12 protein-coding genes are annotated in these 15,729 nt (G+C 57.0%); 2 read left to right on the forward strand and 10 right to left on the reverse strand.

What is annotated here, in order from left to right:
- Positions 1-34: 34 nt before the first annotated feature.
- The 7 genes from GQ39_RS09495 to GQ39_RS09525 form a co-directional block, all read right to left on the reverse strand.
- Positions 35-1,372 carry an OprD family porin gene (locus GQ39_RS09495; RefSeq protein ID WP_047529194.1) on the reverse strand — a complete coding sequence of 446 codons (1,338 nt, stop codon included), beginning with the start codon at positions 1,370-1,372 and terminating at the stop codon, positions 35-37.
- Between the two features lie 127 nt (positions 1,373-1,499).
- Complete coding sequence (locus tag GQ39_RS09500; protein ID WP_047529196.1) at positions 1,500-3,155, reverse strand: cation acetate symporter; 1,656 nt, start codon at positions 3,153-3,155, stop codon at positions 1,500-1,502.
- Complete coding sequence (locus tag GQ39_RS09505; protein WP_047529197.1) at positions 3,152-3,514, reverse strand: DUF485 domain-containing protein; 363 nt, start codon at positions 3,512-3,514, stop codon at positions 3,152-3,154. Before GQ39_RS09505 ends, GQ39_RS09500 begins: the two co-directional genes overlap by 4 nt.
- A 31-nt stretch (positions 3,515-3,545) precedes the next feature.
- The gene (locus GQ39_RS09510) at positions 3,546-4,766 is read right to left on the reverse strand and encodes an FAD binding domain-containing protein (protein ID WP_047529199.1); all 1,221 of its coding nucleotides are present in this window, start codon (positions 4,764-4,766) and stop codon (positions 3,546-3,548) included.
- Positions 4,763-5,245 (reverse strand): VOC family protein, encoded by a 483-nt coding sequence (locus GQ39_RS09515; protein WP_047529201.1) that lies wholly within the window; start codon positions 5,243-5,245, stop codon positions 4,763-4,765. Before GQ39_RS09515 ends, GQ39_RS09510 begins: the two co-directional genes overlap by 4 nt.
- A gap of 286 nt (positions 5,246-5,531) precedes the next feature.
- Positions 5,532-6,227 (reverse strand): TetR/AcrR family transcriptional regulator, encoded by a 696-nt coding sequence (locus GQ39_RS09520; RefSeq protein ID WP_047529203.1) that lies wholly within the window; start codon positions 6,225-6,227, stop codon positions 5,532-5,534.
- Between the two features lie 128 nt (positions 6,228-6,355).
- Positions 6,356-7,567, reverse strand: a complete 1,212-nt coding sequence (locus tag GQ39_RS09525; protein WP_081997880.1) for an MFS transporter — start codon at positions 7,565-7,567, stop codon at positions 6,356-6,358.
- A 264-nt stretch (positions 7,568-7,831) separates the two neighbouring features.
- Here GQ39_RS09525 and GQ39_RS09530 point away from each other — a divergent pair, with 264 nt between their 5' ends.
- The gene (locus GQ39_RS09530; RefSeq protein WP_236693090.1) at positions 7,832-8,758 is read left to right on the forward strand and encodes a transporter; all 927 of its coding nucleotides are present in this window, start codon (positions 7,832-7,834) and stop codon (positions 8,756-8,758) included.
- A 99-nt stretch (positions 8,759-8,857) separates the two neighbouring features.
- Here GQ39_RS09530 and GQ39_RS09535 read toward each other — a convergent pair whose 3' ends face one another.
- The 3 genes from GQ39_RS09535 to GQ39_RS09545 all read right to left on the reverse strand — a co-directional run bounded on the left by GQ39_RS09535 (position 8,858) and on the right by GQ39_RS09545 (position 14,095).
- Positions 8,858-9,556 carry an ion channel gene (locus tag GQ39_RS09535; protein ID WP_047529210.1) on the reverse strand — a complete coding sequence of 233 codons (699 nt, stop codon included), beginning with the start codon at positions 9,554-9,556 and terminating at the stop codon, positions 8,858-8,860.
- Positions 9,557-9,707: 151 nt separating this feature from the next.
- Positions 9,708-13,265 (reverse strand): magnesium-translocating P-type ATPase, encoded by a 3,558-nt coding sequence (gene mgtA, locus GQ39_RS09540; RefSeq protein WP_052193527.1) that lies wholly within the window; start codon positions 13,263-13,265, stop codon positions 9,708-9,710.
- A 158-nt stretch (positions 13,266-13,423) separates the two neighbouring features.
- Complete coding sequence (locus GQ39_RS09545; protein ID WP_047529212.1) at positions 13,424-14,095, reverse strand: MarC family NAAT transporter; 672 nt, start codon at positions 14,093-14,095, stop codon at positions 13,424-13,426.
- Between the two features lie 294 nt (positions 14,096-14,389).
- Between GQ39_RS09545 and GQ39_RS09550 the strand changes: the two genes are divergently transcribed.
- The gene (locus tag GQ39_RS09550; RefSeq protein WP_047529214.1) at positions 14,390-15,580 is read left to right on the forward strand and encodes a cation:proton antiporter; all 1,191 of its coding nucleotides are present in this window, start codon (positions 14,390-14,392) and stop codon (positions 15,578-15,580) included.
- Positions 15,581-15,729: the final 149 nt, after the last annotated feature.

A 15,729-nucleotide genomic window follows, 5' to 3' on the forward strand; every position in this document is an offset into this window, starting at 1 on the left:
AATAAGTTTTCACCCGCGCTCTACCGGATAACGCCTAAAACAATGCCAGTTGGTAATTAATGATGATCCGGTTTTCGTCCTGTTGGCGGGTGTTCGGGATGTTGTTTCGTACCATCGCGTTTTTCCACATGAGGCTAACGCCTTTCAACGGTCCCGATTGCACGACATAGGCCAGCGTTATATCGCGCTCCCACTCACTGGAATGGCTGGACGCGATGGTGTTGATGTCATCACCTTTAACGTAGACAACCCCCGCGGTCGCGCCGGGCAAGCCCAGTTTTGCAAAGTCAAAGGCGTAGCGTGCTTGCCAGGACTTCTCGCCGGCGTGCACGAATTTCTGAACCTGCATTTCCGTGATGGTGTAAGTGGTCGGGCCGTCACCCTGGTTTAAATAAGGGAAATCGCTTTTCCCGTTGCTAACCTCATAGCCGGCTCCGAAGGTGTGACCGGCAACGGCGTAGGTCAATAAACCACTGAACAGGTTATTGTCGACTTTGCCTTTTAGCGTATTACCGCCGTAGTAGCCTGTCGTAAAGTAAGCGGGGTCATGGCCGTTCGCACCAGCGTCCTGGCTATTGAAATATCGGAGATCACTGGTCAGCACGCCTGAACCGATTGCCCAGTTATGAATCAACCCCAGAAAGTGTTGCTTATAAAAATCCTCAAGGTTGCCGTAATAATATTGCAAGGTCAGGTCTTTGCTCAGTTTGTAGTCGCCGCCCGCATAAATGAATTTATTACTGAAACGACCGGTGACCGGATTGTTGGCGCCGGCAATGGACATGTTTTCGGTATTGCTGGAGTTCCGGCCCTTGACCCCGTCAATTTGCCCTCCTGTCAGGGTCAGATCCTTGATGTCCGCAGAGGTCACCTGGGCTCCCTGCCAGGTTTGCGGCAGCAAACGCCCGTCATTGCTATAGATAACCGGCAGCTTCGGTACCAGAGTGCCAAGCTTCAACTCGGTCTTGGAGATCTTCACTTTCCCGGTCAGTCCCAGACTGGAAAAATCGTCAACCGCATGATCGCCGTCGCTTGGAAACACCACACCGCCAAAGTTGTTGCCCGTTGGATTGCCATGCTTGCCGGCACTTGAATCGAGCTTTACACCCAACATGCCTAGCGCATCGACACCGAAGCCTACAGGCCCTTGGGTATATCCGGAGATATATTCCAACTGGAAAGCCTGTCCCCATTCCGCTTGATAACTTTGATTGGCGGCTTCCTGCGCGGGTGTTGCGGAGTCACGATAATCGCTGTTGATATAGTAGTTACGCAGTTTAAGTGCCGCCTTACTATCATCAATGAAACCAGCCGCATGGGTTTGCTGCGCCAAGACACACAGGGCGGCCGCGAGGGTAAAAGCACATTTCATTTCTCTGCACCCAAGTTGAGATTATTATTGTTGTTTAAGCGTTTTTCAGGCGCAAATGTCCCGACCGCACAGGGAACATAAGCGCCGTTATTCAGAAATTATTTAATGCAGACATCAACGACATGGATCAATCAGCTTTGAGCTGAGCCTTCCATGTTGCCGGCGTACCCAGTTCAGAATCGACCAACTGGTTTTCGAATTGATTGCGTTCGTTGATGGCACTGGCGGAGCGATCGGTCTTGGAAAACCAGACAATACCGATGAATGCGACGGCCATTGAAAACAGGGCCGGATATTCATAAGGGAACCAGGCTTGCTGATGATGAAGGATCTTGACCCAAACGGTTGGGCTGAGAATGCACAAGGTAATGGCCGATACCAGCCCCAGCGATCCACCCATCACGGCACCACGGGTTGTCAGGCCTTTCCAGTAGATCGATAACAGCAGGACCGGAAAGTTGGAACTGGCGGCGATGGAGAACGTTAAGCTGACAATGAAGGCGATGTTCTGCTTTTCAAATGCAATCGCCAGGAGAATCGACAACACCCCCAGCACGATGGTCGTCACGCGAGAGACACGCATTTCGTCACGGTCGCTGGCGGTACCGCGGCGCAACGCATGGGCATAGAGATCATGAGAAACCGCTGACGAGCCCGCCAGGGTCAACCCTGCCACGACCGCCAATATGGTCGAGAACGACACCGCACACATGAATCCGAGGAAGACATTGCCGCCGACGTTATGGGCAAGGTGAATGGCAACCATGTTAACGCCACCCAATATTCCACCGGATGCATCGTGATAGGCCGGATTGCTTGCCACCAGGGCGATGGTGCCAAAGCCAATGATGACTATCAGCGCATAGCCGATGCCGACGAGACCGGAGGCATAAAGAATGCTCTGGCGCGCGGCTTTAACGTCACCGACGGTGAAAAACCGCATAAGAATGTGTGGAAGACCTGCCGTACCGAAGACCAGTGCCAACCCCAGGGAAATGGCGGATACCGGATCGGAAATCAAACCGCCGGGGCTCATGATTGCCCCATGGGACGGATGAACCTGAATCGCTTGAGTGAACAGTTGGTTCAGGCTGAATCCGAACTCGGATAACACCATGAACGCCATGAAAACGCAGCCGGTCAGCAGCAAGACTGCCTTGATAATCTGAATCCAGGTGGTGGCCAGCATCCCGCCAAAGAACACGTAGATCACCATCAGCGTACCCACCAGCAGTACAGCCGCGGTGTAGTCGAAACCGAATAGCAATTCCACCAGTTTCCCGGCGCCGACCAGTTGAGACACCAGGTAAAGCAGCACGATCACGATCGAGCTGGACGCCGCGAACGCTCGTATGGGTCTTTGCTTCAACCTGTACGACAGTACGTCCGCCAGGGTGTAGCGCCCAAGGTTGCGCAACGGCTCCGCGATCAGGAACAGAATGATCGGCCAGCTGGCGAGAAAGCCGATCGAGTAGATCAGTCCATCGAAACCACTGGTAAACACCAACGCGGAGATGCCCAGTAAAGACGCTGCGGACATGTAGTCGCCGGCAATGGCCCAACCATTCTGGAAACCGGTGATTTTCCCGCCTGCGGCATAGTGATCGGCAACACTATTGTTCTTGCGCGCCGCCCATCGTGTGACAAACAGAGTAAACACGACGAACGCCAGGAACATGCCGATGGCAATGGGGTTGTGTTTGGGCACGGCGGCCGGGACATCGCTCGCGTATACAGTTGCCGAAGCAAGGATGGCCGAGAATGTAATAAGAAGACGCTTCATTTTTTGAAGCTCCCGATGATTGTTTTTATTTTGGGGTCGTAGCAGGTGTTGGTGCGCCAGACGTAGACGGCAACGAGAAGAATCGTGAAGGCGAGCATCCCGAAACCAATCGGCACGCCCCACGTCATGGGATGACCTTCGGTGATGGGTGTACCCAGGCGGGCAGGAATAAAGGCCAGCGTAAGAATGAAGCCGAAATACACTGTCAGCATGAGCGCCGTCATGCTCCACGAAAATATTCGTCGCTGTTTGACCAATGCACGAAACTGCGGGTTTTCCAGAATCGGATTTTGAATAGTGTCTTCAAGCTGTTCAGCGGACACGGCCGAGCCACCGTCTTGCGGATATGCATGTTCCATGGTTCTCTCCTGCGAAGGGCGTGTGACTGAATTAAAACTTCACGGGCACTGCCGTTTCGCGCATCACGGCTTCCGGAGTCCGGTACAACTCAGCCATTTCGCGCTCTTCCTCGCTTTTCAATTGCGCCTGCATATAGGCGCCAAGATGCCTGGCGTGCTGAACGATCGAGGCGCCGAAACGGCAACGTTGCTCGCTGTAGTCCGCCAAGGCATCTTCAACGGATGCCTGTCGCTCGAGCGCTTCGACGATGGCCAAGGCATCACCGGCCGCCTTGGTGACACCCATCCCGCAATGGGGACGGACCACGAATGCAGCGTCGCCGAGCAAGGCGATTCGTCCGAAATTCATCTTCGGTACTTCAAGGTCGTAAATAGGCTGGAACAGCGGCTGCGCAGCTTTCTTCACGACTTCGGCAAACTGTGGGGCCAGCAGCGTATCGGCAGACTCATACATATCGGCGAGCACGTCACGACGTATCAGCGTCGGAGGAATTCCACCTTCAAACTGCTTACCGCTCTCATCCCGGAGCAGGTCCTTCAACTCATCGTCGCCGCTGGTGCGATACCACACGAAGTTATAACGACGCTCGCCTGCCTGGGTGCTGTTCGACTGGCCGGCAACCGGATACCCCAAAATCTGTTCGCGCGGGGGTAAGCAGAACGCAAATTTATCGAAGAGCGCGGCGTGGGCGGAGTCGGAAAGAACACCTTCATCGACCAACCCGCGCCAGGCGATGTAGCCGGCGTATTGCAGATGCAAGTCAGGCAAAAGCTGCTGGCGGATCGTCGAGCGAAATCCATCGGCGGCAATGATGATGTCTGCTTGATGCGTGGAGCCATCGGCCAGTGTGATGCTGGCATGGGACTCCGTGCTTTCGACCGAGACGACGTTGCCGCCGCAACGATAGAGCGCGTCTGGAAAAGCGGCGCGAAGCACCTGGTACATCTTTCCCCACGCGGTCAGCGTTTGCGGGAGTGCGTTCTCCAGTACGACATCGCCGTCCTGGTCCAGCGTGACGCGCGACAGCACATCGATACCTACCGACGCATCGAGTGGGATGCCCGCTGCGGCCATCGCTTCGAACAACTCAGGGTGTGTAACGATCCCTGCGCCTCGTCCAGCGAGTTCATCGGGTACCCGTTCGAAGACTTCGACATCCCAACCTTTGCGAAGCAGCATGTTCGCTGCAAACAGACCACCCAGCGAGCCACCGACGACAATGGCGCGGCGTTTGTTCGGCATATTAATCATGGTTGCACCTCCACCGTCGCAGCGGCCTGGGCGGCGTAGGAACCGACGGCTTCAATCTCGGAGGCCGGGAAGTTCAGTTCGATGGTGACGCCGGAAGGGTCTTCGATGAATACCTGATGCAGGCCCAGGCTCGGAACGGTGCGATCACGCCAGGCAATGCCTTCGGCTTTCAGGGCGCCCCAGAACTCAACTAGGCCTGTTACCAGAAACGCAATGTGATCAACGGTCCCGGTGCCCTTCAGCGGGATGTCCTTATCGCCGAGATACTTCTTCAGGCCCTCGGGGTTGGCGGGATCGATCCCGATGATGTGGACCGTACCAAAATCCTGCTCGTCCCCTCCCATGTACAACCACACGCCAGGGAATTCGAACGGCGGCCGGTAGCCAGGGGTGAAACCGAGCACCTTTTCATAAAAATGGCTGGACTTTTCCAGGTCGAACGACCGGATCGAGTAATGAGCGAGTTTTCGGACTTGCATGATGCCTCCAACAGTTTTTGTTGTTATTTATCGGTTGATAAACAGTAAGGCCTGACGAAATTGATGTAAATAGCCGGCGGACGCGATTTTGTAACGACTGCCCCTGAACCGCGTCGCGATGGCGTCTTGGCAGAACGCGCTTGAGGCATTTGGAACGGGCTTTTCAGAGCGAAATAGCGAGGTGCGCGCCCTCCCGCCACCTATCCAGCCAAAGGCTGAAACAGGTGATGAGTGGTCGAAAAAAGAAGGGTGAAAGCAGGATGTCAGGAGGTGGCCAGGCGGGAAATCAACTCAAGCGAGGCGTCCCGCCGATGTCGTTGTCGACCTGAGCCAATACATGGGGACCGCCATTGAGGAACGCATCGACCATCTGCTCTATCAGCGCGTCAATGTCCTCGGTCACCGGAAGATCGTAGATCCATTTGCGCACGCCGATATAGAAAATGCTGGCATGCAAACTCCAGATCAGTTCGAGCTCTTTTTCATTGATCGTTTCACCGGAGGAAGGCGCCAGGCCATGGGCGTGGCGTATTTCCGCAATAACGGGAATGAAGACGCGCTCACGTAATTTGGCCAGATACCGATCGTTGATGCCTTCACGGGTCAACCCGGCGAACACGAAGATGCGAATCCATTCTCGTCGCAAAATCACGTTGGCGTATGAGGTATAGAAACGCACCAGGCGTTCCTGAAGGGGTTGCGAACGATCCTTGATCACCGTCTCCCAAGAAGCATCCCACTGATAGACCTCGTCGTAAACGCGGTCGATCAGTGCCTCCTTACTGGGGAAATAGCGATAAAGCAAAGGCTGGGTGATGTCCAGTTGCCGGGCCAGCTCACGGGTGCTTCCCGAGAATCCGCAGGTCGCGAAGTGCTCGATGGCTTTCTGCACGATCTGCTTTTCCCGGACCTCTGGGGAAAGGCGCCGGGTTGCCGCTTTGACGGTGCCCTGTGAGTCCGTTGTTTTTTTTGAGTCTTGCATAACGCCTCGCTCGAGCTTCATCGAGGCATCATACAAAACAAAAGAATGCGCTGGCTATGAACCCCGACCCGGCGTCCGAGGACGTGAACCGTTCCGTCACCGGGCAGGCGTTCAGGCAGCGCGATAACTCAGTGGTTCTGCGCGTCTCTACGGGACACCACCAGGAAGACGATCAAGGTCACCAGTGACAGTGCACTGCCGACGGCCGCAATCGCCAACCAGCTGAAGTGTTCATAAAGCGAGCTGGCCACCGAGGAGCCAAACGCCCCGCCAATGAAGATGCTGATCATGTACAACGCATTCAGACGGCCTCGGTTGGCAGTGCCCAAGGCGTAGACGGCGCGTTGCCCAAGCACCATGTTCATCTGCACGGCGAAATCCAGCGCGATGCCGGTAACCGCCAAGCCAATCACACCGTAAAAGGGATTGATGAACGCGGGCAGGAAACTCACCGCGGCCAATATCATGGCCAACTGTGAGGCGCGTCGAGTGTGCCCGGCATCCGCGAGTCGACCACTGATAGGTGCGGCGATTGCACCAATGGCGCCGACCAGGGAGAAAATCGCGATCTGACTTTGCGAGAGGCCGAACTCACGGCTCAATACCATCGGGACAGCGGTCCAGAACAAACTGAACGCGGCAAACATCAACCCTTGATAGAGCGCTCGCTGACGTAATACGGGTTCGCGGCAAAACAGTTGGCCAAGGGATTTCAGCAACTGGCCATACGACGCGCGATGGGCTGGTTGCCATTTGGGCATGGTCATGCCGATCACCATGGAAATGACGAGCATCAACGCAGCCGCGCTGATAAACACGACCCGCCAGCCAAAATGATCAGCAACCAGGCTCGACAGCGGCCGCGCCAGCAGGATCCCCAACAGCAAGCCGCCCATGATCCCGCCCACCACTCGGCCGCGAGACTCTTCCGGCGCCAGATGCGCGGCCAATGGAATCAGCATTTGCACAGAGACCGAGCTGAAACCGATGAGTGCCGAGACGACAAGGAACACACTCGGCTGCCTGGCCAGGCCGGCTGCGATCAGGCTGAAGATCGTAACCACGATCGTTGCGATCATCAGCCGGCGATTTTCCATGAGGTCCGCCAGGGGAACCAGGAAGAACAATCCGAGTGCGTAACCGATTTGAGTCAGCGATACGATAAAACTGGCGCTGCCATTGGACATGCCGATATCCGGGGCGATCAGGCTGATAATCGGCTGTGCGTAGTAGATGTTGGCCACGATGGCGCCACAACAAAACGCAAAGAGAAGCACCATCCCTCTCGTCATTGAAGCTTTTGCTATCGTCGCTGCCGTACCGCTTGTTGAAACACTCATGCTGTGGACTCCTGAAGTTCGACAACGGTGACGTTCCAATGAAGGTCACCCGCTGGATGTTTGTCAGGCCACAAAATAGGCGGCACGCCTCGCCGGGAGAATATGGACATGGCGCAACGTCATGTTGCGTCGTGCGCAAAAGATGCCTGGGCAGTCTGCTGGAACCACCGTCGGAACGTGGTCGCTATGAATGCCAGACGAATACGGATGCGCTACTACAATGAGTAGAACTTCCGGGGCCTGACAGGCAGCGAGCGAATGTGGATGAAACACCAACTCTGCGTCGTTCGGCCGATTCGTTTCGCAACCGCCTCGCTCATCCTCGTCACCTCCATTGCCGGCGCAGAGGACCTCGAGCCCAGGTCCTACGCCAATACGCCGGTCGGTATCAACTTCCTGCTCATGGGCTATAGCGATCTCCATGGCAACGTGACGGCCAACCCCTCGGTCCCGCTCCAGGATGCCAAGCTCGATATCAAGACTGTAGTGTTTGCCTATGCCAGATCCCTGGACATCTGGGGCCGCTCCGGGAAGTTCGATATCGTCGTGCCTGAGGCAAAATTGACGGGGTCTGCCCTGTTCGCCGGTGAGCCCAAGGAGCGAAATGTGACGGGTTTGATCGATCCAAGATTTCGCTTCTCGGTCAACGTGTATGGCGCCCCGGCGATGTCCCTGGCTGAATTCCCCAGCTATAAACAGGATGTGATTATCGGCACCAGCCTGGCGATCACGGCGCCACTCGGCCAGTACGACGCGAACAAGCTGGTTAATCTCGGCAACAACCGCTGGTCGTTCAAGCCCGAACTCGGGATTTCCAAGCGTCTGGGGCCCGTGACCCTGGAATTGTCCGGAGCGGCAACTTATTACACCGACAACAACGAGTACCTTGGCAACCGCACACTTTCCCAGAACCCGATTTACCAGGTGCAGGCGCATCTTATCTATGCCTTTGAGAGCGGTGTCTGGGTCTCGCTGGATTCGACCTACTTTGAGGGGGGGAGTACTTCAATCGATGGCGTCGGCAACCATGACTTCCAGGAAAATACGCGCTACGGATGCACCCTCACGCTACCGTTGAACCGCAACCATTCGGTGAAGCTCAATGCGAGCAATGGCGGACATACTCGTACGGGCAGCGAATACGATGCCATTGGCATCGTCTGGCAATATCGCTTCGGCGGAGGGCTTTGAAACCGGGGCTTGCGCTGTATTCCATTCATGCATCGGTGGAATATTCGACTGAGTCTGATTATTGACCAATACCCGGAAGTGGTTCAGGAAAATCGAGCGTCACTTAATCTGATTCGATGGATAAAGACCGGCAAGCCGCGCTATCACCACACCCACGTAAAAGACCCCTGAAAACTCTTCAACCATCACAAGTGAACGAGCGTGATTGGTTAACGGAATAAAATCACCGTAACCGGTTGTTGTGAGGGTCGTAAGACTAAAATAGATCAGCTTGAAGAAGTTTCCGGGTTGGACGAAGTCAAGGTGGCCAGGGCCGAATGAACCGGCGCTGGACATCTCCACCAAGGCATATACGAATGACCAGACGAACGCGAGCAGGATGTAACCTGCAAGCGCGCCATGCAGTTTGTCCGCCGTAATGGGCCCGCGCTTGAGAACATAGCGAAGCACTCCGCTGAACGAGATGGCAAGAGACGCTGTATAAGCCATCCCGGCAAGTTTAAGAACGGCGACACTCTCAGCCCACAATGCCCCCCATAGAAGGCCGACCCCCAGCAACGCCAGACACAGTTTGAGAATGACTCCCTGCCGAGTCTGCCTGGTGGAGAAAGCGCCCACGAGCAGCACGGTTGAAAACAGAATGCCGAGCAAGATGCGGTCAAATATGCCCTCTTCAAGAAAGGGAAACAGGAGGATCAATCCCACTAAGAGCAGCAACAGATAGGTGCAAGGCCCCAGCCCTATGACAAGCTGACCTAAATCCGCATCGGATTCGGTTTTATCTTGTGGATTGGTCATATCGCCTCCCTGAGGCCGAATAGTTGCTTTATATGGCGTCTATGTTCGAATTACATTCTGAACCCCTTCCCTGTCTGTACCCGTTTTTTCAACGGCCCGAGACGCCCTCCCCCGTTAACGCGCTGCACCTGTCTCAAGCGCGTTGAAACTACTAGTGTTGACGCCGATAAAAAGCCCGTTTCACAAACTCGGCCGACACCATGTACACCAGACTGATTGCCAGCATCAGCAACAGGATATGGAATGGCAAAGGCACCAGGCCGAACCAGGGGGCTACCGGGCTGTACGGCAGACCTATGGCTAGCAGGCCGATGCCCAGTGCACTGACGATCAGCAGTTTCGCCGGGCGGCTTTGGTAAAACGGTTTGTAGGTGCGCACGATGAAGATCGTCAGCAGTTGAGTCAGCAGCGACTCAACGAACCAACCGCTGCGGAATACTGCAGGAACCATCTCTGCCAGCAGGTACAGGGCCACGAACGTCAGGATGTCGAACAGCGAGCTCACCAGCCCGAACACCACCATGAAATTACGTATCTGCTTGATGTTCCATCGGTGAGGCGTGCTTTCCCATTCCCGGTCAACGTTGTCGCTGGCAATCCCCATCGAAGGGATGTCGGCCAGGAAGTTATTGAGCAATATCTGCTTGGCCAGCAGCGGCAGGAAGGGTAGCGCCAGAGAAGCAAGGGCCATGCTGATCATGTTGCCGAAGTTGGCACTGGAGACAATCGATATGTATTTGAGGGTATTGGCGAAGGTATGACGCCCCTCTTCGATACCTTCGCGCAGGACATTCAGATCGTGCTCCAGCAGCACAAAGTCGGCGGCCTGCTTGGCCACGTCGGCCGCGTTGTCCACGGAAATCCCGATGTCGGCCACTTGCAGCGCCGGGGCATCATTGATGCCATCGCCCATGTACCCGACCACATGCCCGGTCTTTTGCAGGGCCCGGATGATGCGCTCCTTCTGATTGGGATCGACCTCGGCGAACAGGGTTGTCCGGGGGGCCAAGTGCATCAAGGCTTCATCTTTCATCGCTGAGAGTTCACCGCCGGTGATGATTCGATCCACCGGCAGGCCCACCGCCTGGCCGACATGGCGGACGACCAGATGGTTGTCGCCGCTGATGATCTTCACTTGCACACCCAGCCCGTCCAGGGTGGCGAGCGTGTCCTTGACCCCGGGTTCCGGCGGGTCAAAAAACAACAGAAAACCGCGAAAGGTCATGTCCTTTTCTTCGTCGCGACCATAGTGCGGCTGATCGGGCAATGCACGGGTGGCAATGCCCAGGACGCGAAAGCCCTGCTCGCTCCAGTCCGCGAAACGTTGCGCGATCGTCGCCCGCTCCGCGTCGTTCAACGTGACATCCTGTTCACCTCGGCGCAGGTGCGTGCAAACCTCAAGCACATTGTCCAGGGCGCCCTTGGTCACCATCAGCCTGCTGGCCTCAGGGGCATTGGCCACCACCACGCTGAGGCGCTTACGGACAAAGTCATAGGGCACTTCATCGAATTTGACGATGTCGGCGCTCGGGGCCAGGTCTTTGCCGGCCAGGGTGATGGCATCGTCCATCGCGTTACGCATGCCTGTCTGCAAACTGGAATTGAACACCGCCAGCTGCAGGACATCAGTGGCGGCGACGCCCTCCACATCCATCGCAGCGTCCAGCACCACGACACCCCGGGTCAGCGTACCGGTCTTGTCGGTACACAGGATGTCCATGGCCCCCAGGTTTTCGATGGCGTTGAGGTGACGCACGATCACCCCTTTCGCCGCCATGCGCTGCGCGCCTTTGGCCAGCGTAATGCTGAGAATCGCCGGCAACAGTTCCGGCGACAAACCAATGGACAAGGCGATGGCGAATAGCAGCGTGTCGAGGGTCGGGCGATGCAGCAAGATGTTGATGCCGAACACGACGATCGTGATCACCAGCATCACCCGCAGCAACAAGGCACCGAAACGACGCAAGCCACGCTCGAATTCCGTTTCGGGAGGCCTGAGCGACAAGGTCTTGGCGATGTGGCCGATCTCGCTGTCCTGGGCATAGCGCGTCACGAGCACCTCGGCTGTACCGCTACGGACCGAGGTGCCCATGAACACACAATTGTGGCGCTGCCCCACGGTGGCCTCAGGGGCGCAATCACCTGGCAGCTTTTCGACCGGAAAGGTTTCGCCGGTCAGCAGGCTCTCGGCGATGAAGCAATCGAGGGCCTGCAGGATGCGGCCATCGGCGGCGATCAGGCTGCCGGCGCTGAGTAACAGGACGTCACCTGGCACCACGTCACTGGCGGCAACCTCCAGGGTCTTGCCCTCCCGACGGACCGTTGCGCGCAAGGCGATCTTGTTGCGTAGCTGCTCCACCGCGTGGCTGGCACGATTTTCATACCAGGCGCTGAGGACCGCGCTGATCAGCACAATACACCCGACAATCGCCGCGTCGAGCCAGTCGCCCACCACCACGGCCACCACCGCGCCGGCAATCAGAATAAGCACCAACGGCGTGCGCATTTGTTCCAGCACCAGCCTGGCCAATCCCTGTGGCCGGTCCTTGGCCTGGGGTGGCGCGCTGCGCAGTCGAGCCTTGGCCTGGGCGTCGCTCAACCCCGTCGGATTGCTGTGCAAGGTGCTGAACAACTGGCTGAGCGAGGGGCTCCAATAATCGGCGCAGACATCATGCGTCGATTTTGTCGTGGTGGAATGCCATTCGCGATGCGCCAGCCAGAGACCGGGCAACATCGGTAACCAGAACGTCAGGCCGCGAAACAGCAGCGTGGCAGACAACGCCACGGCAACGTTCACCCCGACCCAATGCAACGTCACCACGGCCGCGGCTTCGAAGGCCCCAAGACCACCCGGCACAATGCCGATACTGCGCAGAACGCTGGCCAGCATGAAGCCGGCAAACAACCCCAAGGGCGGTGCCGAGACACCCAACGCTCGCACCAGGACCCACAGCGTTGCACTGTCCAGCAGGATGATCGCCAGTTCCAGCAACGTGATGCGCCAGAGCAAGGCGTGGCTGCGTACCAGCTGTCGATCCGCTCCGGTGAGCAACGCAAGGCCTTTGGCGATAATCGAAAAACGCTGCCCCGGCACATGGGTCGCCAGGCGTGTGTTGCCGGCCAGCCTTGGCGTGGCAACCGCCAGCATCAGGCTGACCGCCACGAACACCACACAGGTCACCAATAAAGCCGCCGTTGCATGCCCCTGGAAAATCACCACCGGCAGTGCCACGCCAACGGACAGCACATAGGCCAGGAAGTACCCGGACAGATCCAGGACAAGGCACGCCAGCACGACGGGTCTGGCGAACCCCAGGCGCACGAACGAGGCGACAACCGCAAAGGCCCCGCTGATGCCGGAAGACGGCAAGGCTTGATCGACAAACAGCTTCATCAAGCTGAGCTTGCCCGCTTCCCAGAGTGAAAGATGCTGAGCCCCGGCCTTGAGCACCACACGAAAAACCTGCCCTTGCGCCATATAGGTCAGGGCTTGCAAGCCAAAGGCGGCGATGAGCCACAGTGGCTCTGCCTCCGTCAGCAGGCGTGTGAAGGATTCGACGTCCGTGAATTGCAGTGCGACGCCCACGACCGTCGCAAACATGGCGGCTCCCAGCAGCCATGTCAGCCAGAGTGCGGGACGACTGAAATGCTGGCCGTCTTCCAGCGCAGTTGAAGGGGGAAAGTCTGGAGTGGGTGATTTGACAGACATGCCGGGGCCCTGAGCAATTTGGCAGATCGCTGGATTCTGGGCCCGTGTGGGCGGACGGGATTGATTAATGTCAATTCCGCGTGCTCGAGCGGGTTCAGTCCGGTGGGACACTGCTGCCGGTCTCCGGGTACCCGCAGCGCTGAGCAAGCCGACCGGGCCTAGGGGGAATGTATTATTGGCGCGTTATTGTCGATGAGGGTTTGTATGATCTCGACCGATCCGTTGATGGCAAATTGAACGCCCATGCACACCAATATAAAACCCATCAAACGGGAAATGGCATCGATACCCGACTCCCCCGTGACCTTCATGATTAGGTCCGACGCGCGCAAGCAGCCCCAAAGTGTCAACGCGGTGACAAGGAAAATTAAAGGTGGAGCCGTCAGCAGCACCCATTGCGGAAAGGTGGTGTTGTTTTTAATGGTGGCAGAGGCACTGATGATCATTGCGATCGTGCCTGGGCCGGCTGTGCTGGGCATGGCCAGGGGGATGAACGCGAAGCTGGTTTTTTTCGCCGCGCTATCGCCGCAAGCGGTTTCGCGAGGCTTGGGAAACAACATGTTCGAGCCGATCACGACAAGTATCCCACCACCGGCAATCCGCAAGCCCGGGATCGAAATACTGAATACACCCATCACGAACTCACCGATGTAATAGGTCACCAGCATAATGACGAAAACGTAAAATGCCGTCAGGAAGGCCTGCTGATTTTTTTCTTCACGACTAAACCCCTGGGATAAAGCCAGAAATAGCGCCACGGTCGTGGGTGGATTGATCAATGGCAGCAATGCCAACAACCCGAGCGTGACGGCGTCGAATAAATGGTTCATCCCTATCCACCCTGCAAGTCACTAAAACACTTCGTGGTACGTGATTACGGAGCCGACTGAGTGTCGACGTGTGCTACACAACTTCCATTTCGGGGCTGCATTCGAATGCCAGGCAAGTAACGCCAGACAAGTCTAGGTGCGATGTGGTTTTTCACCACTGACGGCGAGAATCTGGCCATACATTGATTTAAATCAGATGACCCGACTACGCGCGAATCCAACGTGGCTCATACTCACCGAGCACGTTTTGCGCGGCTTACATCCGAAGCCGGCCACTGCACAGGCATGCCGTCGATGTATCAGAACCTCGCCCTCTTCGCCGCTTTCCTCCTGTTCTACAGCCTATTTGCCGGGGGTATCGAGACACGCCTGCTCAATGGTCCCCTGATGTTCATGCTCGTCGGCCTGATACTCGGTCCGGCGTTCCTGGGCGTTTTGCAGCCCCGGATCGACAAGGACGGCCTGAGGATGCTCGCAGAGCTGACATTGGCGATCATTTTGTTCAGTGATGCCGCCAATGCCGACCTGAAGATTCTCAAGGCCCACGAAGGTTTGCCCTTGCGCCTGCTGATGATCGGGCTGCCCCTGACCATGCTCAGTGGTTGGCTGATCGGTCGCTGGCTGTTCCCGCAGATACCGCCGGTGGAACTGGCAATCATGGCGACCCTCTTGGCCCCCACCGACGCGGCGCTGGGCAAGGCTGTGATGAGCAATCCCAAGGTTCCCGGTGCCGTGCGTGAAGGGTTGAACGTCGAGAGCGGGTTGAATGACGGTATCTGCGTTCCGGTGCTGTTGATGTTCCTGGCATTGCTGATCGAAGAGCAGACCCGGTCCCCCCTGTCACTGGCCGGGGAGTTGTTCATCGAGGAACTGGGGATCGGTGCCGTCGTCGGGCTGGCCCTGACTTTGATCGCCTGGCTGATGTTTCGCTACGCCTCAAAACAGAGTTGGCAATCCCCCATATGGTCACAACTGACGCTGCCCGGACTGGCCCTCCTGTGCTTTGCCACAGCGCAAACACTCGGTGGCAGCGGGTTTATCGCCGCGTTCGTCGGCGGGTTACTGGCGAGCAGTCTGTTTTCCGAGCAAAAGCATCGCTTGCTCGAGGCCAGTGAAGAATTCGCCACCCCGCTATCGGTCATTACCTGGATCGTGTTCGGCGCGCTGGTCATCCCTCGGGTCTGGGGCAATCTCACACCGGCCATCTGGTTCTATGCGGTGCTAAGCCTGACGGTGATCCGCGTGCTGCCGGTACTGATCAGCCTGGCAGGCACGGCCTTCGATTACGAAACGCGACTGTTCATCGGTTGGTTCGGCCCACGCGGACTGGCCACCATCGTCTTTGCCATCATGATCCTGGATTACCCGCTGGAGGCCGGTCGCATGGTAGGCGCCATCGCGGTCTGCACGGTTCTACTCAGCGTGGTACTGCATGGCTTGAGCGCCAATCCATGGGTTTCGCGGCTGGCCCGTCGCGAGCGTTGATTGACTTGTACGACTTTGCCCCTAGGCTTCAGGCTTATCTGTACAGAATTTCCGACTTGTACAACATTGCCTGGAACCTGCCATGTCCGCCTGCCTGCCCGCTTTCGCCACGACGTTCGCACCCCTGACCCCACATGCGCGCCGCCCAT

This window comes from Pseudomonas sp. 11/12A, assembly GCF_000800055.1.
GTDB lineage: Bacteria > Pseudomonadota > Gammaproteobacteria > Pseudomonadales > Pseudomonadaceae > Aquipseudomonas > Aquipseudomonas mohnii.